The 24,318-nt window shown below is 45.2% G+C and carries 22 protein-coding genes and 8 tRNA genes; 23 read left to right on the forward strand and 7 right to left on the reverse strand.

What is annotated here, in order from left to right; genetic code table 11:
* Positions 1-4: 4 nt before the first annotated feature.
* Complete coding sequence (locus DN730_RS02555; protein ID WP_115466538.1) at positions 5-583, reverse strand: YajG family lipoprotein; 579 nt, start codon at positions 581-583, stop codon at positions 5-7.
* 132 nt (positions 584-715) lie between these two features.
* Here DN730_RS02555 and DN730_RS02560 point away from each other — a divergent pair.
* The 14 genes from DN730_RS02560 to DN730_RS02625 all read left to right on the forward strand — a co-directional run bounded on the left by DN730_RS02560 (position 716) and on the right by DN730_RS02625 (position 8,394).
* Positions 716-791 (forward strand) — tRNA-Glu (locus tag DN730_RS02560).
* 39 nt (positions 792-830) lie between these two features.
* A tRNA-Gly gene (locus DN730_RS02565) sits at positions 831-905 on the forward strand.
* 49 nt (positions 906-954) lie between these two features.
* Positions 955-1,030: transfer RNA gene (locus DN730_RS02570), tRNA-Glu, on the forward strand.
* Between the two features lie 39 nt (positions 1,031-1,069).
* Positions 1,070-1,144, forward strand: a tRNA-Gly gene (locus tag DN730_RS02575).
* Between the two features lie 49 nt (positions 1,145-1,193).
* Positions 1,194-1,269, forward strand: a tRNA-Glu gene (locus DN730_RS02580).
* A 50-nt stretch (positions 1,270-1,319) separates the two neighbouring features.
* Positions 1,320-1,395 (forward strand) — tRNA-Glu (locus DN730_RS02585).
* 30 nt (positions 1,396-1,425) lie between these two features.
* Positions 1,426-1,500 (forward strand) — tRNA-Gly (locus tag DN730_RS02590).
* A 46-nt stretch (positions 1,501-1,546) separates the two neighbouring features.
* Positions 1,547-1,622: transfer RNA gene (locus DN730_RS02595), tRNA-Glu, on the forward strand.
* 44 nt (positions 1,623-1,666) lie between these two features.
* Positions 1,667-2,470: an aminodeoxychorismate lyase gene (gene pabC, locus DN730_RS02600; RefSeq protein WP_158541164.1), complete on the forward strand. Its 804-nt coding sequence runs from the start codon at positions 1,667-1,669 to the stop codon at positions 2,468-2,470.
* Positions 2,467-3,492, forward strand: coding sequence for an endolytic transglycosylase MltG (gene mltG / locus DN730_RS02605; protein ID WP_115466540.1), 1,026 nt, complete (start codon positions 2,467-2,469; stop codon positions 3,490-3,492). The genes pabC and mltG overlap by 4 nt, the downstream gene beginning before the upstream one ends.
* 9 nt (positions 3,493-3,501) lie before the next feature.
* Entirely contained in the window at positions 3,502-4,134 is a 633-nt protein-coding gene (gene tmk, locus DN730_RS02610) for a dTMP kinase (protein WP_115466541.1), read from the forward strand.
* On the forward strand, positions 4,134-5,066 hold the full coding sequence (gene holB / locus DN730_RS02615) for a DNA polymerase III subunit delta' (protein WP_115466542.1): 933 nt from the start codon (positions 4,134-4,136) through the stop codon (positions 5,064-5,066). Before tmk ends, holB begins: the two co-directional genes overlap by 1 nt.
* A 4-nt stretch (positions 5,067-5,070) precedes the next feature.
* Positions 5,071-5,868 carry a TatD family hydrolase gene (locus tag DN730_RS02620; RefSeq protein ID WP_115466543.1) on the forward strand — a complete coding sequence of 266 codons (798 nt, stop codon included), beginning with the start codon at positions 5,071-5,073 and terminating at the stop codon, positions 5,866-5,868.
* 69 nt (positions 5,869-5,937) lie between these two features.
* Entirely contained in the window at positions 5,938-8,394 is a 2,457-nt protein-coding gene (locus tag DN730_RS02625) for a Lon protease family protein (protein WP_115466544.1), read from the forward strand.
* Here the strand turns inward: DN730_RS02625 and DN730_RS02630 are convergent.
* A complete protein-coding gene (locus DN730_RS02630) occupies positions 8,391-8,687 on the reverse strand; it encodes a hypothetical protein (RefSeq protein WP_245957872.1) in 297 nt (98 codons plus the stop codon). The two genes, DN730_RS02625 and DN730_RS02630, sit on opposite strands and share 4 nt — an antisense overlap.
* Positions 8,688-8,879: 192 nt before the next feature.
* On the opposite strand from DN730_RS02630, the gene DN730_RS02635 reads away from it, so the two are divergent.
* The 6 genes from DN730_RS02635 to DN730_RS02660 all read left to right on the forward strand — a co-directional run bounded on the left by DN730_RS02635 (position 8,880) and on the right by DN730_RS02660 (position 14,643).
* Entirely contained in the window at positions 8,880-9,320 is a 441-nt protein-coding gene (locus tag DN730_RS02635) for a cytochrome b562 (RefSeq protein ID WP_115466545.1), read from the forward strand.
* Positions 9,321-9,398: 78 nt separating this feature from the next.
* Positions 9,399-9,740, forward strand: a complete 342-nt coding sequence (locus tag DN730_RS02640; RefSeq protein WP_115466546.1) for a hypothetical protein — start codon at positions 9,399-9,401, stop codon at positions 9,738-9,740.
* Positions 9,741-9,805: 65 nt separating this feature from the next.
* Entirely contained in the window at positions 9,806-10,861 is a 1,056-nt protein-coding gene (locus DN730_RS02645; protein ID WP_115466547.1) for an AraC family transcriptional regulator, read from the forward strand.
* Positions 10,862-10,967: 106 nt separating this feature from the next.
* Positions 10,968-12,680 (forward strand): acyl-CoA dehydrogenase family protein, encoded by a 1,713-nt coding sequence (locus DN730_RS02650; protein WP_115466548.1) that lies wholly within the window; start codon positions 10,968-10,970, stop codon positions 12,678-12,680.
* A gap of 144 nt (positions 12,681-12,824) precedes the next feature.
* A complete protein-coding gene (locus DN730_RS02655; protein ID WP_115466549.1) occupies positions 12,825-13,277 on the forward strand; it encodes a YaiI/YqxD family protein in 453 nt (150 codons plus the stop codon).
* Positions 13,278-13,353: 76 nt separating this feature from the next.
* Positions 13,354-14,643, forward strand: coding sequence for an NAD(P)/FAD-dependent oxidoreductase (locus DN730_RS02660; RefSeq protein ID WP_115466550.1), 1,290 nt, complete (start codon positions 13,354-13,356; stop codon positions 14,641-14,643).
* 31 nt (positions 14,644-14,674) lie between these two features.
* On the opposite strand, the gene DN730_RS02665 is transcribed toward DN730_RS02660, so the two are convergent.
* From DN730_RS02665 to DN730_RS02680, 4 genes are all read right to left on the reverse strand, one after another.
* Positions 14,675-16,306: an alpha-glucosidase gene (locus DN730_RS02665; RefSeq protein ID WP_115466551.1), complete on the reverse strand. Its 1,632-nt coding sequence runs from the start codon at positions 16,304-16,306 to the stop codon at positions 14,675-14,677.
* A gap of 212 nt (positions 16,307-16,518) precedes the next feature.
* Positions 16,519-17,787, reverse strand: a complete 1,269-nt coding sequence (locus tag DN730_RS02670; RefSeq protein WP_115466552.1) for a TRAP transporter large permease — start codon at positions 17,785-17,787, stop codon at positions 16,519-16,521.
* The gene (locus DN730_RS02675; protein WP_115466553.1) at positions 17,787-18,263 is read right to left on the reverse strand and encodes a TRAP transporter small permease; all 477 of its coding nucleotides are present in this window, start codon (positions 18,261-18,263) and stop codon (positions 17,787-17,789) included. Before DN730_RS02675 ends, DN730_RS02670 begins: the two co-directional genes overlap by 1 nt.
* 85 nt (positions 18,264-18,348) lie before the next feature.
* A complete protein-coding gene (locus DN730_RS02680; RefSeq protein WP_115466554.1) occupies positions 18,349-19,359 on the reverse strand; it encodes a DctP family TRAP transporter solute-binding subunit in 1,011 nt (336 codons plus the stop codon).
* 173 nt (positions 19,360-19,532) lie between these two features.
* Here DN730_RS02680 and DN730_RS02685 point away from each other — a divergent pair, with 173 nt between their 5' ends.
* Together DN730_RS02685 and DN730_RS02690 are read left to right on the forward strand one after the other, a co-directional pair.
* Positions 19,533-20,387: a shikimate dehydrogenase family protein gene (locus tag DN730_RS02685; RefSeq protein ID WP_115466555.1), complete on the forward strand. Its 855-nt coding sequence runs from the start codon at positions 19,533-19,535 to the stop codon at positions 20,385-20,387.
* 118 nt (positions 20,388-20,505) lie between these two features.
* Entirely contained in the window at positions 20,506-21,174 is a 669-nt protein-coding gene (locus tag DN730_RS02690; RefSeq protein WP_115466556.1) for a GntR family transcriptional regulator, read from the forward strand.
* A gap of 57 nt (positions 21,175-21,231) precedes the next feature.
* Here DN730_RS02690 and pcaQ read toward each other — a convergent pair whose 3' ends face one another.
* On the reverse strand, positions 21,232-22,182 hold the full coding sequence (gene pcaQ / locus DN730_RS02695; RefSeq protein WP_115466557.1) for a pca operon transcription factor PcaQ: 951 nt from the start codon (positions 22,180-22,182) through the stop codon (positions 21,232-21,234).
* A gap of 273 nt (positions 22,183-22,455) precedes the next feature.
* Here pcaQ and DN730_RS02700 point away from each other — a divergent pair, with 273 nt between their 5' ends.
* Positions 22,456-24,312 carry a bifunctional sugar phosphate isomerase/epimerase/4-hydroxyphenylpyruvate dioxygenase family protein gene (locus DN730_RS02700; RefSeq protein WP_115466558.1) on the forward strand — a complete coding sequence of 619 codons (1,857 nt, stop codon included), beginning with the start codon at positions 22,456-22,458 and terminating at the stop codon, positions 24,310-24,312.
* Positions 24,313-24,318 lie beyond the last annotated feature (6 nt).

Raw genomic sequence — 24,318 nt, forward strand, 5'->3', positions numbered from 1 at the left:
TATGTTAATTGCTAAGCATGTCAATTATTTTTGGGTCTTGAAAGCTCCTCGCAACCGTTTGACCGACTAACTCATTCATATCTGATTCAACAACATCACGATCGGGCAGTGAACCGTACTGATCAACTTTCGAAGATTTGAAGTTAGCGGTGTAGGTAGTGGCGCCTTTTTTAACCGTTACCTTAATATCTGATACAAGGGTCGCTTCAGTCTTCAGTGAAAGCGTTCGAGTCGTATAACTCAGTTCTTCTATTACATAACTTAAATCTGTCGCAGGTAGAGCCCCGGTGGACGCGTCAAATCCGAGGGAACTGAGTCTATTTTGGATATGATTGAAAAGGGCGACGCTGACATTATTAGCAATCTTTATGTCGGCATGCTCTCCTATACCAGTGTCGATACTCCCTATATTGGTCTGGTTAAACCCAGCGACACTGACCTTTATTGCATGTTTATTCGATAACTCTCTGCTTTCTTCGTTCGCTACAGGCTCCAAATTTATAATGTGCGTCGTGTTTGCACAGCCTTGCAGTAATACCGCGGCTAATATTGTCGCTCCAATCAGTATAGGTTTGCGAATCATGTGAACTCCTGAGTTAAATGTAAACTGTATTGCGATTTATATGCTTAGATTACAGATATTTAAAAAAAGTTGTTGATTTTCAGCTTAGTAACAGTAATATACGCACCCGCTTGCACAGCAAGACTCGTATGTGTCCCATTCGTCTAGAGGCCTAGGACACCGCCCTTTCACGGCGGTAACAGGGGTTCGAACCCCCTATGGGACGCCACTTCTTAATGCAGAAGTATAAAAATAAGCATGACACTATGCGGGAATAGCTCAGTGGTAGAGCACAACCTTGCCAAGGTTGGGGTCGCGAGTTCGAGCCTCGTTTCCCGCTCCAAATTCTCTTACTTGAAAGAGTAGAGCGCTTCTACGGAAGCAAATGATGTGTCCCATTCGTCTAGAGGCCTAGGACACCGCCCTTTCACGGCGGTAACAGGGGTTCGAACCCCCTATGGGACGCCACTTCTTAATGCAGAAGTATATAAATAAGCATGACCATATGCGGGAATAGCTCAGTGGTAGAGCACAACCTTGCCAAGGTTGGGGTCGCGAGTTCGAGCCTCGTTTCCCGCTCCAAATTCTCTCACTCGAAAGAGTAGAGCGCTTCTACGGAAGCAAATGATGTGTCCCATTCGTCTAGAGGCCTAGGACACCGCCCTTTCACGGCGGTAACAGGGGTTCGAACCCCCTATGGGACGCCAACTTTATGCAGTTGTAATATGCATGCTTTGAAAGCACGCTTTCAAGATGTGTCCCATTCGTCTAGAGGCCTAGGACACCGCCCTTTCACGGCGGTAACAGGGGTTCGAACCCCCTATGGGACGCCAATTTATCGCAGGGTTAGAACTGCACAACATGCGGGAATAGCTCAGTGGTAGAGCACAACCTTGCCAAGGTTGGGGTCGCGAGTTCGAGCCTCGTTTCCCGCTCCATTTTAAGAGAGCAATCTCGTTAAATCTTCCACGGAAGAATCAATACGTCCCATTCGTCTAGAGGCCTAGGACACCGCCCTTTCACGGCGGTAACAGGGGTTCGAACCCCCTATGGGACGCCAATCTCTTATCTGATATGATGAGTTTTTCCTTCGAGATCAGTCATATGCAGTGGTTTCTAAACTTCCAAACCTGTCACACCATAGATGTTGCTGATCGTGGCCTAGCATATGGTGATGGACTATTCGAAACGCTTTACTCAAACAATGGTGTCATTGCTCATCTTGACGCACACCTAACACGCCTTCGCCGCGGCTTTAGACGCTTACACTTCAATATCACCACAGAAGAACTAGCCCTCCTTAATGAATTTCTACTAGTTCAAGCAGAACGTCACCAAAACATTGGCTTCAAAATCATAGTTACTAGGGGAGCGGGTGGCCGTGGCTATATGCCGCCAGAATCACCTAATTATACTTGGCTAGTGGGATTATTTGAGATACCCGATTACTCAAACTACCGTTCTCATGGCATTCGCCTTGGGCGCAGTGCTATTGAATCTTCCATAAACCGTAACCTTGCTGGATTGAAACATTTAAACCGTCTTGAAAATGTACTCGCTAAGCAGTCATTGAACAGTACTGAATATGAGGCTGTGACATCCAATGCCCTGGGAGACCTGGTAGAGTGCATTCAGAGTAATATTTTTTGGGTGAAGTCAGGTATTTTATATACCCCAAGCTTAGCACTAGGGGGCGTACAAGGTACGATGAGACATCAGATTATTAAGCACTTTAACGGTACGATAAATATTGTGCAGCAACCTCCGTATCAACTGATGCAAGCTGATGAAATATTCTTAACAAACGCATTAAGTGGTGTACTACCAGTTGTAGAATTCAACGGTTATCATTTACCGATTGGGCCGGTAACTAAGACTTTAATAGAGTGTAATACAGAGAATCCATGAAACTAATCAAAACGCTAATCGCATTACTGGGTATTGCTATTACATTCGCATCAATTTTAGTTGGTGCCGTCTATTATGGACTCACTGAGCCGCTCAATATCCAATCGGACCAGCGATTTGAAGTTAAAAAGGGCGCATCAAGCATTGCAATTGGTAATCAATTGGCAGATCGAGGATGGATAATGCATCCTTTTTTGACTCGAGTAGCAGCGAGGTTAGATCAAAGTATCGTACCGAAAGTAGGTATTTATAAACTTACGCCTGATATGAATTTGATGGACGTGATGGTTCTGCTGGATGCAGGAGAAACTATTTCTTATTCGATCACCCTCCTAGAGGGAAAGACTTACAAACAATATTTAGCCACGATGGCTAATGCTGGCAATATTGAAATGACACTTCAAGGCTTAGCCAGCGATGAAATTGCGCAAAAGATCGGACTGGATGTGGCGTCTCCTGAGGGCATGTTGTTTGCTAATACATATCGCTACCATGATGGTGACACGGACCTTGACATATTCATGCAAGCAAATCGACTTCTGCAAGCGACGTTAGAACGCGAGTGGAAAAATAAAGCAAATGGCTTGCCGTATAGAACGCCTTATGAAGCTCTGATTATGGCGTCCATTATAGAAAAGGAAACAGGTACCCCTGAAGAGCGCCCCTTGGTAGCTCGGGTCTTCGTAAGTCGCCTAGAGCGAGGCATGCGCCTCCAGACGGATCCTACTGTAATATATGGAATGGGCGACGAATACAATGGCAACATTACTCGTCAAGATTTACGTACTCATACGCCTTACAATACCTATCGTATAGATGGCTTACCGCCAACGCCCATCGCAAATGTAGGCTATGAAGCTATTCACGCAGCGCTTCATCCAGGGGAAACCGACGCACTTTATTTCGTTGCCAAAGGCGACGGCTCTCATGTCTTTTCTAATACCCTTAGAGAACACAACAGAGCAGTAAAGTCATACCAACTTAAGCGAAAAGAAGACTATCGCTCTTCCCCAAGCCAATAGAGGTGAATTTTGAACGGTAATTTTATATCCATAGAAGGCGGAGAGGGGGCTGGTAAAAGCTCCACGTTATCTTGCATAAAGCACTGGCTCGAAGAACACAACATTGATTACGTGCTTACACGAGAACCAGGCGGCTCGCCTCTGGCTGAAGAGATTCGTTCGCTTGTACTGGCTCCAAGAGAAGAACACGTCAGCAAATACGCTGAATTGTTGCTCGTATTCGCTGCCCGAGTACAGCACATCCAGCAAACAATCTTACCCGCACTCGAAGAAGGTAAGTGGGTAATTAGCGACCGATTCGTAGACTCTTCCTACGTCTACCAAGGATTAGCGCGCGGCATTGATAAAGAGCTCATTGATGAGTTGGTGAATACTTATTTAAAGAATGCTATGCCCAACGCGACGATCCTACTTGATGTGCCCGTTGAAATTGGTTTAGAGCGTGTTTCATCCCGTGGCGATGCTAACCGACTTGATGGTGAGTCCATTACTTTCCACGAAAAAGTGCGAAATGGATTCTTGGCACGCGCAGAAGAAAATGCTTCTCGCTTTAAAGTTGTAGATGCCAGCGTTGCTCAGGACGCTGTCGAGCAGCAAATACGCAAAATCCTAGATGAGCTTCTTACGCAGGTTAGTTCATAATGATGCTACCCGAATGGCTTGAGGCCCCTTATCAACTGGCTAGCCAATGGCGGCACAATCGGGCATTTCATCATGCTTTATTGTTGACAGGCACCAACGGCGTTGGACAGCACTTCTTTGCCGAGCGGCTTGCGAAGTTACTTTTGTGTGAAAATATTGCAAAAGCTCCATGCGGCGTGTGTCATTCATGTGAACTTGCTAAAGCTGAAACACACCCAGATTGGTTAACGTTAGATGGATCACAAGGGACAATCAAAGTAGATGCCGTTAGACAAGTTGTCTCAAAAGTATCTAATAAGCCTCAACTAGGGCATACCAAAGTTGTCTTAATCTATGATGCTCATAATATGAACATCAACGCTGCCAATGCGATATTAAAAGCGCTAGAAGAACCGCCATCCTCAACGTACTTTTTACTAACCAGCAATACGTCTCGTTCTTTAATGCCAACAATTATCAGTCGCTGCCAACGTTTAACCTTAGCAAATCCAACGACAGAGCAAACCATTCACTGGCTTCAACAAGAAGGCAAACAAGGCGCGGGAGAGTTGCTTTGGTTCTCTCAATCTCCTTTTCGTCTTTTGCAGCTCGCTGAATCCTCCAGCGCTGAGATGATGCAATCATTGCCTGCTGATTTGTCTCGCTGGCTTGGAGGAGAAATCCGATCAGACGAATTGGTTGCATCTGTCAACAATGAGCGCTTACGTGACTTTGTTGATGGGGTATCCGCCCTGATTCATATTGCACTAAATTATTCAGTGACAGGATCGTGTCAAAAGGACGTTAAGAACACTGTCGAAAATCTTTTAACGCACTATGACTTATATCGTTTGATGACCATCTCATCAAACTTGACGCAACTTAAAGCCGACCTTGATAAAACTCATCTTAACCCCACTATACAGCTAATCGGCGAATTAAATTCTTGGTAAATACATGTTAATCGACACTCATTGTCACTTAGATAAAATTGATCTTGCTCCATATGAAGGGCGACTAGACGGAGCGCTGGATGCCGCGAAAGAAAACGGTGTAGAGCAAATACTCACCATTTCCGTTGACCTAGACGGCTTCAATGACGTGTACGCTTTTACGTCTCGTCCGGGAGTATTTGCTAGCTGTGGCGTTCACCCGCTTCACAAAGAAGGACTACTTAGTACTGGAGATACGTTAGAGTCTCTGTCTACCAAAAGCAAAGTGGTTGCTATCGGCGAAACGGGCTTGGACTATTTTTACGATAAAGACCCTGAGCAACATCGCGCTCAGCAGGAAAGCTTTGCAATCCATTTGGACGTAGCGGGACGTCAAGGGCTACCTACCATCATCCATACTCGAGATGCTAAAGCAGATACATTGGATTTAATCCGATCTCATGGAAACGACGCGGTAGGCGGCGTCGTACATTGTTTTACTGAAGACTACGCTATGGCTCGGGCTGCGCTTGATTTGAACTACTTGATTTCTATCTCAGGTATCGTCACCTTTAAGAATGCGGAAGACCTTCGTGATACCGTACGGAAATTGCCACTCGAATCGCTGCTCATCGAGACTGACTCACCATATCTTGCGCCAGTCCCACACCGCGGCAAAAAGAATGAGCCCAAATATGTTCGAGATGTGGCGCAGTTTGTTGCTGATATCAAGCAAGTTCGGTATGAGGAGCTAATTGAGATCAGTGCTCAAAATTTTCACCGCAAATTCTCTAAGGTCAACCCCAGCGAAGTGCTCGGCTAAACCACCTAATAACCTATAAAAGATTGGCTCAGCACTGAGTGTGTTGAGCCCACTACAAGGACCTGCTAGATGTCAAAAATGGTTCAATCGTTACCCCATACCAGCCTTTGTGCAAAACTAGATGAATCGTCACTACCATTTGAAACACTCAATGAAATGGAACCGCTTAGCGGGATTCTTGGGCAAGAACGCGCTGTAGAAGCCATTCAATTTGGTGTAGCCATGCACCGTCCAGGATACAACATATTCGTAATGGGGGATTCTGGTACTGGCCGATCTTCCTATGTAACTAGCTACCTTAAAAGCGAAGCTAAGCGGAGATCAACACCTAGCGAGTGGGTCTACGTCAATAACTTTAAAGAGTCACACTCACCCAAAGCGATCGAATTTAAGCCAGGTGAGGCGAAGCAGTTTGAACAGGATATACGCATTTTAATAGATGGGTTGATGTCCACTTTTCCAGCCGCTTTCGAAAACCCAGATTATCAACAACAAAAAAGTGCGATCGATAGGGCGTTCAACGAACAGTATGAAACGGCCATAAATCTAGTCGAACGTCACGCTTCCAAAATTGGCGTGGCAATGTTCCGCGATGCGTCATCGGTTAGTTTTGCGCCCATGCGCGAAGGTAAAGCACTTGATGAAGCTGACTTCGCGACACTCACTGATGAAGAACGCGATGCGTTCCAAGCAGGTGTGTCGGAGCTAGAGGGAATGCTGAACGACGAGCTACTTAGCTTACCGACATGGAAACGTATCTCTTACGAACAACTGCGAGAACTAAACTTAGAGACAGTGAAAGAAGGGCTAGACCCACTGATAGCGCCTCTGTTTGAAAAATATTCGGAAGACGAAGCACTAACAGCCTATCTCAAAGCCATGCGTGAAGACTTGGACAAAGTGATCATCGATCAGTTTGTCGACGACAAAGGAACGGATAATCGTGACGATTCCAGTCGCCGCACATTGTATGAAGAAATGTATTTGCCCAATATTGCTGTGACGCATAAACCAGACGGCGGTCAGCCGGTTGTGTACGAATCACATCCTACCTACCGTAATCTGTTTGGCCAAGTTGAATACAGTAGTGAGCAGGGGATGCTGGTCACCAGCTACCGCTTAATACGATCAGGTAGCCTACATGCTGCCAACGGCGGCTACCTAATTTTAGATGCTGAGAAACTGCTTACAGATCACTACCTTTGGGAAGCCCTTAAACGTGCGCTGAAAAGCAAAACATTACGCATAGAACATCCTTATGCCGATATGGGGTTGATGAGTACAACCACACTTTCACCTGACGATTTACCTTTGCAAGTGAAGGTCGTCCTAATTGGCTCCCGTGATATTTATTACTTATTGCAAGATGCGGACCCAGACTTCCAAGAAATGTTTCGAGTGCTTGTAGATTTCGACGATTCGCTTAAACGTAATGCGGAAACTGAAAATGCCTTCGCACGTTTGCTTAAAGATCGTGTATCTAAAGAAGGTTATGCTGACGTGTCACCAAAAGGCGTCGCTCGTTTAATTGAGTACAGTAGTCGCTTAGCAGAACATCAGAAAGAAATGGCGGCCAAAATAGGCGATGTATTCGAACTACTAGGTGAAGCAGACTTTAATCGTCAGCTTGCAAAAGACGACATGATCACCGATGTTCACGTACAACGTGCTCTAGCGGCGAAGAAACACCGCACTGGGCGCGTAGCAGAAAAGATCATCGAAGAAATTGTTGATGGCACTATTTTACTCGATAGTGAAGGAGAGGCGATCGGCAAAATTAACGGCTTAACGGTCATGCAAATTGGTGACAGTAGCTTTGGTGCACCGGCTCGCATCTCAACAACAGTATATCCAGGTGGTAAAGGGATTGTTGATATTGAACGTGAATCCAATTTAGGACAAAACATTCACTCTAAGGGCGTATTGATACTGTCTGGTTATTTAGGTCATCGGTATGCTCAACGCTTCCCTTTAGACATATCCGCATCAATTGCCATGGAACAGAGCTACGGTTATGTGGATGGTGATAGTGCATCAACAGCGGAGCTTTGTTGTTTACTATCCGCACTTATAAACGTTCCATTGCGCCAAGATTTGGCGATCACAGGATCCCTCAATCAATACGGCCAAGTACAAGCGATTGGCGGTGTTAATGAAAAAATTGAGGGCTTTTTCAATGTATGTAATGCTCGTGGTCTAACCGGCACCCAAGGTGTCATCATTCCAAAATCTAATGCGATCAACTTAATGCTAAATGATGATGTGTTAGAAGCGGTTAAAAACGGTAAATTTCACGTCTATGCGATCGAAAACGCGGACGAAGCGTTACATTTGCTAACTGGGTTGGAAGCAGGTGAAGCCAATGAAGACGGAAGTTACCCTGAAGGCACTTTATCTGCGATGATCATCAAACGCTTGGAGGAGATCTCAAAGCTCGGTCAAGATGACGATGAATCTGACGACAAAGACGAGAAGAACGGAGAAAAAGCTGACTCAAAGAAAGAAAAATCAAAAAAGAATGATTAATACTTCCCTTGAGTACGCTTGATAAAATTGGCTCGACAGTTACCGTCGACGAGCCAGAATAAAGTATAATAGAGGTCGCCTCGTTGAAAGTACGTTGCGACCTCTTTTCTTTTGCTGGGGTGATGTCGTTTTAAAACAAGTGGCACACGAAAGCTTTCTCCGCCCAGCAACCCTTCCGATGCGTCCATAGCGGCTTCTTTAGCACTTCTGTCATCACACTCAGCGGCATAGGTTTGGCCGATTATCAGCCAACAACACACGAAGATCCCAGTACAACGTTTTATTAATCTCACCTTCTAACCTACGAATTAATATAAGTTTATATAGTTAACTTTAATCAGCCAAAAGTAATGCTGGAACTACCAGCGACGCTATATGTCTTATTCTACCTATCAAAAATAGCAAAAATATAGTAAGTATCGTTATACGTTCACGTTATAAATGATAATCTTGGATATAAACAAATTTCATCAAAGGAGAGAGTGATGTTTTCAATGAAAAAAACAATTGGGTGCTTAGTAACTACTGTGGGCTTGTCTATGTTTACTACGGGAGCATATGCCCACTGTGGGGAAACAGCCTTGGCAGGCAACATGAATGACTTAAAAACGGATTTAAAATCTCTTTCTTTTGATCTGCGAAGTGATGATGCTGCCGCCGCAGGGGAGCGCGTCGACGACATTATCGCGGTGTTACGTGAAGCAAGAGGTCAAACACCTTACTTATTCAAAGAAAAAGGCTTGAAAGGCGATGAGTTAGAGAAACGATTAACGCAATTTCAATCCGTTATCGATGAAACGATTGACGTCTTTGTTGCAGTGGACGCTGCCATTGCAGAAGGCAATATGAGTGAAGCAAAGACTTTGCTGCGTGAAGCAGGCAATATGCGTAAGAAAGGCCATCGCTCATTCAAAGCCGACTGCTAGTTTTGTGCTAGTTGGTTAATCCTCGTGACGTGATTAGACTAGATTGATACAATAGACGGCTTGTTAAAGAGGTTTATTATGTCTCGCTCGAAAAAATCCCGTAGCCTGAAAGGGAAGTTGGCTAAAACCGGCACGAAGGAAATGATGAAGGAGCAGAAAAAAGCGCGTAAGGCCGCCAGCCCTACGTCTCGTTTTGATGCTAAAAAAATTAAGCAACGTAAAGAGCAAGCGCTACGCAAGCTGGAGCGCCAAGGTTTGTTACCAGAACCAGAAGCACCAGAACCAAAAGTTCGCCCAAAGCGCTTTACGTTTACACCAAAGCCTTCAGAGATTAAGGCAAAAAGTTCAACATCTTCAGTTAAAGATTCTGAAGAACTGACTCAAGAAGAGTTGCTAGATGCTCTAACAGAGCAAAACTAATAACTCTTACGTTAAAAGGCTGCAGTTACTGTGGCCTTTTTTATGTCTGAATAAGGAGGTTAGTGATGGATTCGAGGGCTTCTGTCCCTGCTTCGAGTGTTCGCTATCTTATTGGCGCAGTCGAAAAGCAAGGATGTGATACAACTGAGTTACTCAATGAAGTGGGTATAACAACATCAGAGCTGGCTGGTAACACTCCTATATCGGCGTATCGATACGGCTTATTGTATCAGCGCATTATGCAGCTAATGAAAGACGAATCTTTCGGCATTCTTAGCGGGGGCAAGATGCCAAATGGCTCTTTTAGAATGATGTGCCTTTGCATATTGCATTCCAAGCACCTCGCCCAAGCGTTACGACGATGCAGTGACTTCTATGAGATTTGTCGAGGCCCAACCATAAAACCTATCGTGGTTAAAAAAGGGCGTTATGCAAAAATCACCTTTGCCCCAGTCTCATCGATTGAAACCAGCAACACTTCTTTGGACGAAGCCTTTGAGTCAATGGAACGCGTCCGAACGACATTGTCTATGTGGCATCATTTTGTAAGCTGGCTCATAGGTCGTCGACTGGCATTAAAAGCCGCTTACTTTACAACTTCTCGACCTGATGACATCGAGTACTATCGCACATTGTTTCAATCAGATGTGAAGTTCGGCCAACATGCGAACGCATTAGTTTTCCCTGCCACCTATTTAGACATGCCACTCGTACAAAATGAAGACAGCTTAAGAAGCTTCTTGAAAACAGCACCGTATCAGTTGCTCGCAATGGTGGATAACGATAACAGTCTAAAGTCACGAATCATTTCCATTTTAGGAAAAGATTTTTCTCAGGAAATGTTCAGTGCTGAGGAAGTTGCTTCTTATCTCAATATGAGTGTTTCTACGATGCGGCGGCGTCTTGCGGATGAAGAAACCTCGTTCCAACAAATCAAAGACGAATGCCGCAAAGAAGCCGCTATTACGTATATTAATGCGCCCCAGCTCTCTTTCAATGAGATAGCGTCACTAATGGGCTTTGACGAACCAAGCGCGTTCTATCGTTCCTTTAAAAAATGGACAGGAATGACACCTGGCGAATATCGCAAGCATGCAGACTATCAAACATTATCGCCTTAGCATTACCTGAACTGAATTGTCACTAAATTCGCCACAGTATGCCATTGATGAAAATAGCGTTTTTGACCACTCTTTAATCAAAACCTAACGTGACTAGGAGTGATTTATGAGTGGTTATCGCTATCCCGTAGACGATGTTCGATTCTGTCTTGAGCACATCGCAAATATCGAGCGCATTGCAGCTCATTTTCCGAATTATTCCTACGATTTTTTAGATCCAATTCTATCTGAGGCCGCCAAATTCTCTGAACAGCGGCTAGCACCGACCAACCGAGATGGCGACAAAAACTGGCCGACCCTTTCAAACCTCAGCGTCCAAGAAACGATTGGTTTCAAAGAAGCGTACCAAGATTTGTGTGAAGCGGGATGGACAACGCTAAGTGCATCGGAAGAATATGGTGGTCAAGGGTTACCACGAGCTCTTGAAGTAGCCGTAAATGAAGGGGTTCAATCCGCCAACCTTGCTTTCTCGCTTTGCCCCTTGCTCACGCAAGGAGCGATCGATGCCATCGAAACACATGCAAATGATGCTCTCAAACAAACCTATTTACCAAAAATGATCTCTGGCGAATGGACGGGCACTATGAATCTAACAGAGCCTAGTGCAGGCAGTGATCTATCCGCCATAAAGACCAAAGCGGTTAAAGAGGAAGATCACTACAGAGTGTTCGGGCAGAAGATATTCATTACTTGGGGTGACCATCAAATGACTGACAACATCATTCATTTGGTACTTGCCCGCTTACCCGATGCGCCAGAAGGTGTCAAAGGCATCTCATTATTCTTAGTGCCGAAATTTGTACTTGATTCGGACGGCAATCCTGACCAACGAAATGACGTATTTCCTATATCACTTGAACACAAATTAGGCATTCATGGTTCACCCACCTGCGTCATGCAGTTTGGAGACAATGAGGGGGCCGTAGGGTATCTTGTAGGTGAGGAGAATAAAGGCTTAGCCGCAATGTTCACCATGATGAACAATGCTCGACAAAGTGTCGGACTGCAAGGGCTGGCCATCGCAGAACGCGCATATCAAATGGCACTTGAGTATGCGTTTGAGCGCAAACAAGGATCTCGTAGAGGATCAAAGGATAAAACTGCGATAGCGTACCATGGGGACGTGGGGCGCATGCTTTGGCAAATGAGTAGTATTCTATCCGCTATGCGAGCCTTCATGTATACCGCATCAGTCGAATCAGATTTAAAGCAGGTAGACAAAACACATCAACAACGCACAGACCTTTATACTCCGATTGTAAAAGGGTGGATGACAGAACTCGCTCAGGAAATCACCTCCCTGTCTGTTCAGGTGCACGGTGGAATGGGCTTCATCGAAGAAACGGGTATTGCACAAATGCTACGTGATGCACGAATACTGCCCATATACGAAGGAACAAATGGCATTCAAGCTCTAGACCTAGTGGGACGAAAATTGGTAGGCGATAATGGTGTGGCAATGATCGCTCTGCTAAAAGAGATCCGAAGTGATTTATCGAATATATCATCTCAAGAGGCAGCGCTGTTTGCGCCACATCTGGAGCACCTTGAAAACGCAACAAACTTACTCCTTCAACAACACTTGGTGCCAGAAAAAGCGGCGTATGATTATCTGATGCTGAGTGGATATGTGATCGGTGGATGGCTAATGCTTCGCGGCAATCAAAGTGACAAGAAGCCGCAATCATGGGGCAACAAAACGTCTTTTTACCTTGCAAACATTCTGCCCCGTGCGGCCATGCATTACGCAGCAATGCATTCATTTAAAACGAAATCAGATACTGATACAGAGACGTACAATGTCGATTTATTAAAATAATTTTGATAAATAATTTATTTAAAAGGCGTTTCATCCGAAGCGCCTGCCACTCTTATTTTCAATTTTTTCAAATCTAATGCATCTGCCTATAGCCAAATTTTCAATAACTCGTAATAATGTCGATTCTGTCTATAGGAGTTATTCATGCGAATCTTGGTTGACGCGGATGCGTGCCCGAAAGCCATAAAGCCCATCCTAATAAAAGCGTCCGAACGATGCGAAGTTGAGTGTATATTCGTCGCCAATATCGCCATACCTTTACCTAATTCAAAATGGGTGTCTCGTAAAATCGTACCGAGCGGCTTCGATGAGGCAGACAAGTATATTGAAGACAACATTGAGCCCAATGATTTAGTCATCACCTCAGATATTCCATTGGCGTCCGACTGCTTGAAACAAGGCGCACAAGTGCTTACTTCTAAAGGTGAAGAATACTCGCAAGATAACATCAAGCAGAAATTAGCGATACGAGACTTCATGGATCAAATGCGCTCTAGCGGTATCGACACGGGTGGTTCTGCACCATTCGGAGATAAAGACAAGGCCGCATTTGCCAACGCACTAGATCGAATCTTGGCACGACGAGAAACAATGTAGTCCATACGCTGTATAGAGAGTGATTTGCTAAGCAGGCGAATGTTTAGCAAATCATTCACAATTTAGGGCAAAATTTATGAAACGTATTGTTGTACTGGGAGGCGGTGCAGGCGGTCTTGAGCTTGTTACACAGTTAGGCAACGGCTACGGAAAACGTAAGCACGCCGACATCACGTTGATCGATAAATCACAAACTCACATTTGGAAACCTCTGCTACACGAAGTCGCTACTGGATCAATCGATATCAACACCGACGGTATCAACTACCGAGCGCACTCTGCTAAACACCACTACACCTTTCAACTCGGTACCGCATATGACATTGATACAGAAGAAAAGGTGGTACGGTTAAAAGCGATCCTCGATGAAAAGGGAAAAGAAGTTCTACCTCCACGAAAAGTTCCGTACGACATTCTAGTTCTGGCCGTTGGCAGCGTGAGTAATGATTTCGGCACGCCCGGCGTCTCAGACAACTGTTTCTTTTTGGATTCGCACCGACAAGCAGAACGCTTTCAACAAGCACTTCTGACACAATTTCTGCGCGTCCACCAGCAAGGTGGTGATTCAAAACTCAGAATAGCCATTGTTGGGGGTGGAGCCACAGGCGTAGAGTTATCGGCCGAACTGTTTCACGTCGCCCATCTACTCAAGGCTTATGGCATGCCTGAAATGTCAGCCGATAAAGTTAAGGTTGAGTTGATTGAAGCAGGCCCTCGTATATTGCCTGCTCTCCCTGAGCGCATAGCAAACAACGCGAAAAAAGAGCTGGAAAAAATTGGCGTAAAGGTGAGAGAAAGCACGCGCATCACAGAAGCAACCTTAGACGGGCTGAAAACCGCTGACGAACAATATATCGAAGCCGACCTCATGATCTGGGCAGCAGGCGTTAAAGGGCCAGATTTTATGGGGCAAATTGAAGCATTCAGCACCACCCGTAACAATCAAGTACTGGTTGAGCAAACACTGCGCGCAAAGGGCCATGAGAACATCTATGTGCTAGGGGATTGCTGTGCGTGTGAACAAGCAAACGGGTCATTAGTTCCGCCTAGAGCACAATCTGCGCACCAGATGGCAAGCCTAGTTTATCAAAACATCACAGCAGACTTTAGGAATGAACCCCTCAAGGAGTACGTATATAAGGATTACGGGTCATTGGTGAACTTGAGCAGCTATAGTACTGTTGGCAGTCTGATGGGCAATTTAATGAAAGGCTCTATGTTTATCGAAGGGCGTTTAGCACGGTTTGTTTACATATCACTCTACCGCCTACACCTCATCGCCATACATGGCTGGGTCAAGGCGATGGTCATCTTGGCGGCACAACGCATAGGAAAAGTCGTCAAACCAAAATTGAAATTGCATTAAACAAAACGGGGCTCTCGCCCCGTTTTTCAATTTAGGATTCTATATTTCCAATGTAGACAGAATAGGGTGGCAGTATCAATGACTGAGATTCAAACCTCCCTGAGCGAATGCTCTCTGGTAAAACCATATCGCTAGCGACAAGCGGAAGCGGAGCAGAGAGATGATCTTGGTTACTGGTATTCACCGCCACAAGCAGATTTTCAAACTCATTATAGCGGCGATAAATCAGCACAACGTCGTCACTGTACATAAACTCAATATCACCATTGACCAGGGCTGAATGATGCTTACGCAAGTGGATAAAATCACGATAGGCATGTAACACCGAATGACGATCTCCTTCCTGTTCCGACACTGCGAGGGCTTTATGAGTCTCTGCAACCGGTAGCCAAGGCTCATCATGTTCGCTGAAACCTCCCGTCGCGTTATTTTCCCAAGGGAACGGTGTACGACAACCATCTCGGCCCTTAAACTCTGGCCAGAAGTTAATCCCAAAGGGGTCTACCAACTGTTCAAACGTCAGTTCTGCTTCTGGCAACCCTAATTCTTCACCTTGATACAAACACACGCTACCACGCAGTGACAGCAACATCGCCATAAATACTTTACTACGTGCTGAGTTCGCCTCACCGTGATTCCAGCGCGATGCCACGCGCTCTACGTCATGATTACTCATTGACCAACATGGCCAACCGGTACCCAAACCTTCCTCTATCGTCGTCATAGTGTGATTGATGTGCGTCATCGTATTATCATGCGTTAAGAGATCGAATGAATAGCACATATGAAGCTTATCGTTCCCTTGCGTATACTCTGCCATTGTCTTTAATGAAAAATCACATCCCACTTCACCTACCGTCGTTGTGCCTGGATACTGGTCAAGCAGTTTGCGCAGGCGCATAAGAAAGCCAATGTTCTCAGGTCGCGATTTATCATAAAGGTGTAGCTGATAGCCGTACGGGTTATCCAAACTAACACCTATGCTGCCTTCAACTACTTCTTGCTTAGGCGGGTTATCCCTTAGCTCTTGATCGTGATAAAAGTAATTAGCCGTGTCTAATCTAAAACCATCGACCCCTCGATCGAGCCAAAATTTGACGGTATCAAGGAGGGCATTCACTACATCTTCGTTGTGAAAGTTTAAATCTGGCTGACTGTCTAGAAAGTTATGCAGATAATACTGGCGCCGACGGCTGTCCCACTGCCACGCAGGACCACCAAAAACAGACAGCCAATTATTGGGAGCGGTTCCGTCTGGCTTAGCGTCATGCCAGATATACCAATCTGCCTTATCATTGTCTCTACTGTCGCGCGACTCCTTGAACCAAGGGTGTTGATCCGACGTATGGTTCATAACCTGATCTATGATTACCTTGATGCCATGATGATGCGCTGCTTCAATGAGTGCATCAAAATCCGTCAGCGAGCCAAAAATAGGGTCGACATCACAATAATCTGATACATCATAACCAAAGTCCTTCATCGGGGAAGTGAAAAATGGGGAAAGCCAAATGGCATCTACACCGAGAGAAGCAATATACTTGATCTGCTGAGTAACACCTGCCAAATCACCAATGCCATCACTATTGGAATCATAAAAACTGCGCGGATAAACTTGGTAAATCACCGCTCCACGCCACCATTCGATATTCGCGTTGCTCATGGTCCTTCAACTCCATACATTGGTCGTGACTATATTTTCAACACTAGCATGTAATTCCTAAGAATTAAGTAAAACTTTATGAACTTTAATTACTTTAACAATCCAAAATTGTTGGAGAGGGGTGAGATAGACAAACTTGATGATTCGCCTTGATTGGCATAAAAAAAGCCTTTACCAACACTTGGTAAAGGCTTTCCAGAGAGAGAATTACTCTAATATCCAAATAGTCGCGGAAGAAAGGTTACCGTAGCAGGCACAAATGTAATAAGCATCAATACTGCTAACTCGACTAAGAACATTGGCATTATTTGTCGCGAGATCGCTGCAATACCTACATTAGCGATCGAGTTAGAAACAAACAAACATATACCCATCGGTGGTGTGACCAATCCGATCATCAAATTAAATATCACCACGATTCCAAAATGTACCGGATCGATTCCTAAACTCATCGCTATGGGGTGCAAGATTGGCAGCAAAATAAGCATCGCAGCAATCCCTTCTAAGAACAGTCCTACCACGAGCAATATGCCGTTTACCAACAATAAGAACATCCAAGGGCTTGATACTTGTTCTAACACCATCGCGGACACCGTTTGCGGCACACGGGAAAAGGTTAGTAACCAGTTTGCCGCCGATATGACCGCAATAACAATCAGAATCACTGAGGAGTCACGCATCGCCCGAACAAATATGCTCGGAAGCTGAGAAACTTTTAGACTTTTGAGAATGGTCATACCGGCAATCAATGCGTATGCTGCAGCGAACGCGGCCGCTTCGGTTGGAGTCACGATACCAGTAAGAATCGAACCAACGATGAATACCGGCATAAACAATGGTACCCATGCATCAAAAAACGCTTTTAAGCGCTCTTTCATTGATAGCTTTTCTTTTAAGGGGGCATAGTGACCCGCATAAAAGTAAACATATATAGATAAACCAAACGCCAAAAATATACCTGGGGCAACACCCGCTAAGAATAGCGCTGGTACAGAGACGCCACTGGTGATCAGTGCGTAAATAATGACCGGTATACTCGGCGGAATCATAGGGCCAATAACGGAGGAGGAGGCTGTCAAAGCTGCGGCAAACGAACGCGGATAGCCTTCTTTTTCCATGGTGGGAATAAACACCCGACCAAGTGCAGACGTATCTGCAACGGCCGAACCTGAAAGCCCAGCAAAAATCACAGATGCCCAAATATTAACCTGTGCGAGACCAGCACGCATATGTCCCACCAGCGCGTTAGCAAAGTTAATAATCCGACCGGTAATACCGCTTTCGTTCATCAATTCCCCAGCCAGCACAAAAAGAGGAATTGCCAGAATTGAAAAAGAATCCAGCCCCGCGAAAATACGTTGAGCAACAAGGCTGACATTAAACGGAAGCGTTGAAACATGACCAACCACAGCCAATAGAACGGCAAAGGCTATCGGACTGCCAATGATTAATAAAAAAAGGAGAATAGCGAATCCCAACATTATCGAGCCTCCTTTGATGCCGCTTTAAACAGAGCAATTTGTTCGCAAACTCGTATAACAGCGGCAATAGAGAGACCAGCTCCTCCGATTACCATTGCGACTTGAAAGTAATACATTTCTATGCCCGTACCGGGTGCTTGAATGCCGCCGCGCTTCATCATAAACAGGTAACCGGAGTAACATAAGATCCCTCCAGAAACGAGTGCGACAATATCTGCGATAAAATTCAAAGAGCCACGTAGTCTGGGGGCAACGTCTTCGAGAAATGTAAAACGAATATGAATACCTTCTAGGTAACAAAGAACCATTCCGAACATGGTGCCGTAGATCATGGCGTATTTTGCCACTTCTTCAGCCCATTGGATGGGAGAATTAAACAGGTAGCGGCTTAGACTGCTGGCAAATACAACAGCAAATACTACAAAAAGAGAAGTGCCTGTCAGAGATGACAGCAGGTATTTATAGAGGCGCTTCATGGGATAATCCGATTTTTGAAGAGAGTTGAAGTCAAGGAGCCTAACGTTAGACTCCTCGTTCAATTTATCATAGCAGGATGCGGATTTATTTGTTCGCTGCAGCTTTTACAGAGGCTTGGACACGATCGATCCACTCGCCATCTACTTCACCTCGTAGCCATTCAAGAACCGCTGGTTGAGCAGCTGCTTGGAATTTCGCTAACTGTTCAGTGGTAGGTGTTGTGATCTCCATACCGTTTTCAGCAAGAGATTTAAGACCTTGAGCAGACGTAAACTGCTGAATCGCGCGCCCAACGGTGCCTGCAACTTTCGCTGCACGATCAATAATTGCACGATCTTGGTCACTTAAACCTGAATATAGATCGTCATTGATCACTAAAAAGTCAGTGCCGTAAACGTGGCCGTCAAGCGTCAGGTACTTTTGGAACTCGTAAAACTTATTGGAATTGATCACGCCAACAGGGTTTTCCTGACCATCAACAACACCCGTTGTTAGCGCGGAAGGCACCTCAGGCCATGCGATCGGTGTAGGCTCTGCGCCCATGGCTTTAACCATTTCAACATACAAAGGCAGTGTCATCACTCGAATCTTCAAGCCTTCAAGGTCCGCAGGCTCTGCAACAGGGCGCTTAGAGTTGGTGAAATTACGGAAACCAGTCTCGCCATATGACAGCGTACGCAAGCCAGTTTTCTCTAAACAATGTTCCGATAATGCATCACCAAATTCACCATCAAGCACATCCCAAGCGACTGGCGCAGAGGGGAAAAGATAAGGAATTTCTAGAACTGCGGCTTCTTTACATACCTTGGCAAAAGCACCAGATACCATGGCCATGCTAATCATGCCTTCTTGGGCAGATTGAACCAAATCGGTTTCACCGCCTAGCTGGCCCGCTGGATAGACATTAACCTCTATGCGACCACCTGACTCTGCTTCAACAAGGTTCTTAAATACTTGCGTTGCTGCGCCTTTCTTAGAGTTTGTCCAGTCTTGAGGATCAACATGACCAAGAGTTAGCGTTAAATCAGCAGCATTGACTGAGCTGGCAATCCCTGCAGCAGCAAGGCTAAGCATTAATTTCTTTGACAGTTTCATATCAGTTCTCCAAATTCGGGAACCACCCGATATCATTATTTTTGTATTTGATTTATGAATTTGTCAAAATCGTTATTTGACCAAACCAAAAAATATAGGATAATTTTGTAATCATTCAATAATCATGACATGGCGCTCGCTCACGTTTCGAGCCTAAAATTAGGATTATCATCATGTGTAAACTCGGCTTAATCGGTCAAAACATCGACGCCTCACGATCACCGGCTCTTCATCGTATGCTAGGCGATCTTTGTACCTTGCCTGTCAGCTATGAGCTTCAAATACCGACTGACGGTAGCCCCGAAGCATTCAGCCACAAATTAGATGAAATGCTTGCAGCCGGTTTTAACGGTACAAATGTAACCTTCCCATACAAACAGATCGCCATTGCACGTGCTGAAGAAGTGAATGATGCAGTCAAAAAAATCGGAGCAAGCAATACCTTGCGCATAAAAAACGGCAAAATCTTTGCCTACAATACCGACTACACAGGCTTTATACGGGGGTATCGTAGTCGAATAGGATCATCGCCCGCGGGAAAAGTACTGTTGATAGGTGCAGGGGGAGTAGGGCGAGCCATAGGATTTGCGCTATTCGAGTTAGGTGCGACCGAATTAATGGTGTCTGATTTAAATGCGGCAGGGGCTCAGTCCTTAGTGGACGCTATCAATGTTTATGGCTTCAAAGCTCGTTATATCGCCCCCGAGGACATAGGGGATGCAGCAAAACAAGCTGATGGGCTAATTAACTGCACACCGGTCGGGCATTACACAACACCGGGAACGCCTCTCTCGCCAGAATATTTTGGTGGCCAGTCTTGGGCTTTTGATGCTGTCTATACACCCATTGATACCGAATTTTTAATCGCGGCAAATCAAGCCAATCTCAAAATTGTCTCTGGCTTTGATTTGTTTTTTTACCAAGCGTTGGATGCGTTCGAAATCTTCACAGATCAATCAGTACAAGACGTTGAACCTGTTTGGAACCGTTTCCGAGAACAATATGAAGTGACCAGCTCACTAATTTAGATCGCATATTTATCTAAAGGACTCAGTTAACAGTGGCGGTATTCCTGATAGAATACTACCACTGAATATCGCTGTTCGATATTTGGGTATAACAACTAAGAAGAGCCCGAATACTTCCATGCTAGAAACTGTAGAGAAAAAATTGGTCGGTCAGTCAGTATACGAACAACTTCGTGTCGACATCATGACAGGCCAACTCGAACCAGGGGTAAAACTCAAACTCAATCAACTCAAAAGCCGCTACGGTGCCAGTGTAAACACGCTACGTGAAGCACTAATGCGATTAGTATCGGATGGGTTTGTACGCTTCATTGATCAAAAAGGCTTTAGCGTGCAACTTGTATCAAAAGAAGATTTGTACGAGCTTTTTGAGTTACGCACCATGCTAGAGTTGACTGGATTGGAAAAGTCCATGAACAACCAAGACGGGGCAATGGATTGGAAATCCGATGTAATCTCGGCACATTATCGTCTCAGCTGTATGGAAGAGCTGATGATGCAAGATGAGCGCGCTCATGTGCAAGCATGGGAACAAGCCGATCGCGATTTTCACAAGACAATCGTCGCAAATTGCGGCTCTAACCAAATGATTCGTTACCACACATCTGTGTTAGAGCAATACATGCGCTACCAACTCTTAGCCTTGCAAAAACGTCCATTTCGAGGCAGTAAATCTCAGAGTGAACATAAAGCACTGTTAGATTACATTATGAAAGGTGATGTACACGGTGCAATGACGACCTTGGAACATCATATAGCTCAAGGGGTTAACAACCCAGGTGCCTAGTCACTGGATCCCACGAAGTTATCATTCCTTTTTACTAATGGTCAGATGCTAAATGACCTAAAGCGAAGAACTGTCCTGAGGATTGTAGTAGCTATCCAGTGTTTTTGCGGTCTCACGTACTGCATTCATAAACAGCTTTAACGTCATGGAAGGCGTTGCGTCAGCTCTCGTAGTTAAACCAACTGGACCTAATGTTTCCTTAGTGTCGACAGGTAATTCGGCCAGTTCACCATCAAAAATTTCACGCGCCACAACGCCACGAGAAATAATAAATATAGCGTCGCTTTTACGTAGAAATTCCTTACCAAATGAATCTGAAATAGTGTCAATTCTATGGGAAATGTTACTCACCCCTTGGGACAGGAGAAAGCGGTCCACTGACGGTGCCGTAATCGAATTTTTCGGCGGATACAGCACAGTATAGTCTGCGATATCAGCGACTTTAAAATTCGTTTTTGTTAGAAGTGGGTGGTTCGGACGAACTGCGAACGCGACTTGCTCAGAGTATAAATGTTGAAATGATAACCCCGACATCACCTCAGGTAAACCAAGCCGCCCAACAACCAAGTCAAGTTCTCCCACGCGCAGCTGGCTCATTAATAGAGCGTTCGCCCCTGTCACAAGATGAAGCCTTGCTTCAACGCCTCCTTCTCGAAAACGCAAAACAGCTTCGGGCAAAACGCTGGTTGCTACCGTCGGTAATACACCAACACTGATGTTACTTACACCTTTTTGCTGCGCCTGAGCGACGCGTTCAGTACCTTCTCTTAACGCCGCAACACTGGTACTTGCATGCTCTAAAAACACATTCCCAAAGGGTGTCAGCTCAATCCCTTTTTTACTGCGTTCCAACAGCCTTACACCCAAGATTTCCTCTAACTCTTTTAACTTCTTAGAAACGGCAGGCTGAGTGAGTGAAAGAGCGTCAGCCGCTCTCACCATACTACCTTGTCGAGTGACCTCTAAAAAGCATTGAAGGTGGCGGTATTTTATACGGTTCTCAAGCATAGAGATCTCCGAGCACGCAGTGAATTAGATTTAGAGAAAGGAAACACTATCAACATAACAATCAACCAATGAAGGGATTGTACGAGTCAATGGTAATGGGTTAATCCTTTTTTATGTATTCCTTTTTGGTATTAATTTTGGCGCTATATTTCATTAACCGTTTGCGAAAAGCCCAATATTTCTTGTGATAGGATCATTTATAACGTTTTAACCATAGATCTATAGAAATCCGTCATTTTTATATAACCAATCTGATATACAAAGAGGTGTGTCATGAAAACGGCGCTTGCAACAGTCACTATATCCGGCACATTAAAAGAAAAGCTCGAAGCCGCTGCAAAAGCAGGTTTTGATGGTGTCGAAATATTCGAGAATGACCTGACTCAATACGAACGATCTCCAAAAGACGTCCGTAAAATGGCAGATGACCTCGGATTAGAAATCATCGCCTTACAACCTTTTCGAGACATGGAAGGCATGCCGGAAAAATTACGTCTACAAAAGCGCGAAATGCTCAAGCGAAAAATGGAGGTCGCCCATGAGCTGGGGACGAATCGCCTATTAATGTGCAGTAACGTTCAGTCCTATTCATCAGGTAATCGCGACCAATGCGCAGAGGATCTTCGTTTTCTCGCGGACATGGCGCAAAGCGAAAATATCATGCTAGGTTATGAGGCGCTCGCTTGGGGCTACCATATTGCCGATTATATGGACGCTTGGGATCTGGTAAAACGAACAGACCATCCAAACCTTGGTATTAATCTGGACACTTTCCATATGTACTCCCGCGGCAACACGCTGGATGTGCTGCGAGACGAAATTCCAGTTGATAAGATCGCGTTGGTTCAAGTCGCAGACGCACCAGTCATGCCTCGGCAAGACTATTTAACCTACAGTCGCCATTCTCGGTGTTTCCCTGGCCAAGGAGACATGCCTGTGGTGGAGTTTTTGCAGGTTCTAAAAGACAAAGGCTTCGATGATTATCTGTCCCACGAGATCTTTAATGACGAGTTTCGCTCTTCTTCTCCTATAGCCAAGGCCATTGACGGAATGCGTTCCCTTATTTGGCTGGATGATCAAACCGTCTCGGCAGTAGAAGAAAAGATCCGCCCGTTAAGCGTACCTGAAGTTAGAGGCATGGAGTTTATAGAGTTCGCTATCGAAGGGGAGTCGGGTGAAGACCTCATAAGAACGCTTGCTCAGTTGGGTTTTCACGAGACACACCAACATGTGTCAAAAAATGTCAGTTTGATGCGACAAGGCGACATCAACTTAATACTCAACCGCGAACCCGCGAGCCAAGCACACGAACATTTCCAAAAACACGGTGTTTCAGTGTGCGCTCTCGGCTTAGCCACTGACAATGTAAAAGAAACCCTACGCATGGCCGAGCGCTATCATGCTGAGCGCTTCGTCAATCAAGCTGGTCCAGGCGAGCTGAACATTCCCGCGATACGAGGCATTGGCGATAGCCTAGTCTACCTAGTGGGCGCCAACAGCCGCTACCGCTTCTTTGATGTAGACTTTGAAGAAATTGAAGGTGTTCAAGGAGAGCAAGGCGTGGGCCTGACGCGCATAGATCACGTTGGCCAAACTGTCTCGAACGTTGATTTTCTCTCGGCGGGCTTTTTCTACAAATCTATTTTTGGATTCGATATTGAGCCAAAACAGGATCTACCTGATATCCATGGCTTGGTCGTCAGTCGCACAGCCACCAATAAAGATAAATCCGTACGTATCCCAATTAACATGACAAATGCTCGGTCAGCCTCAGCAGAACGCTTTATGCAAAAAGCCGGAGGATCTGGCGTCCATCAAATTGCATTTGCGTGCAAGGACATCTTCGCGGCAGTCAAGAATATGGGGCAAGAGAAACAGCTACCGATCCCTGACAACTATTACCGAGATTTGGAAGCTCGCTTAAGCCTCGACCCTGCGCTGATCCAGAAACTACAAGCGCACAATATTATGTACGATGAAAACGAGGATGGCGCGTTCTTTCATTGCTACACAGAAGAAGTGCATGGTGTATTCTTTGAGTTAGTACAGCGCGTCAAAGACTACAGTAACTATGGTGAAGCAAATGCCTATGTTCGCTTAGCATCTCAAGCTCGCCAAGAACTTAACTAAGCTAGT

Origin of the sequence: Marinomonas piezotolerans (assembly GCF_003362755.1) — a bacterium.
Lineage (GTDB): Bacteria > Pseudomonadota > Gammaproteobacteria > Pseudomonadales > Marinomonadaceae > Marinomonas > Marinomonas piezotolerans.